Source organism: Massilia genomosp. 1 (assembly GCF_011682185.1).
GTDB lineage: Bacteria > Pseudomonadota > Gammaproteobacteria > Burkholderiales > Burkholderiaceae_D > Telluria_A > Telluria_A rubra.
In genome coordinates, this window is sequence record NZ_WHJF01000442.1 from 1 (window position 1) to 358 (window position 358).

Here is a 358-nt window from a genome sequence, read left to right on the forward strand (position 1 = left end):
GTCGACGCGCTTGTACACGTCCAGCGCGAAGGCCACGAAGCCTTGCACATCTTCCAGGCGGCGCACATCCATCGCGAAACTTTCGGCTACGCCGCCTTCGTTGCGGATCTCGGCGACCAGGGCGGTGAGGCGGTCGGCGCGGCGCGCACCGAGCACCAGGCGGTAACCGTGGCGTCCACGCCAGCGCGCGGTGGCGGCGCCGATGCCGCTGCTGGCGCCGGTAATGAGTACAACTTTCTGGTGCGGATGGTGATGGCTGGACATGTGGTCTCCTTGAATGTCGGACAGGTGACGCATCTTACAAACCAATGGCATGCACGGAAATACACAGGACTATCGGCTGATTGCCTATTTCTAT

At 62.0% G+C, this 358-nt stretch carries 1 protein-coding gene; it reads right to left on the minus strand.

The features are described 5' to 3' along the window. The coding region (locus F1735_RS34420) for an SDR family oxidoreductase (protein ID WP_167241545.1) at positions 1-264 on the minus strand (264 nt) is incomplete at its 3' end. Between the last annotated feature and the right edge of the window lie 94 nt (positions 265-358).